The organism is Pseudomonas sp. AC463, assembly GCF_979253585.1.
The window spans coordinates 1-259 of the sequence record NZ_CEEDDZ010000788.1 but is presented as its reverse complement, the minus strand read 5'-3'; the positions used below and the strand labels follow the sequence as shown (position 1 = coordinate 259).

The window sequence follows — 259 nt, the reverse complement described above, 5'->3', positions numbered from 1 at the left end:
CGTGGATACCGCATTCCACCTTGTCCCACCCGCGCCAGCGGCCCGATCGCGGGTCCTCGCCCGGTGCGACCTTGCTGGTGCAGGGTGCGCAGCCGATCGACAGATAGCCCTGCGCCTCCAGCGGATGCCGGGGCAGGTCGTGCTCCGCGAAATACGCCTCCAGCCGCTCCTTCGGCCAGTCGGCGAGGGGGTTGATCTTCAGCCGCCCCTCATCCTCCTCGAACCGTGGCAGCGCGATGCGGGTGCCGGACTGGAAGCC

1 protein-coding gene is annotated in these 259 nt (G+C 69.9%); it reads right to left on the bottom strand.

Annotated elements, in window-relative coordinates:
* On the bottom strand, positions 1–259 hold a 259-nt coding region (locus tag AC0IYH_RS32375), incomplete at both ends, for a phosphoadenosine phosphosulfate reductase domain-containing protein (RefSeq protein ID WP_471838430.1).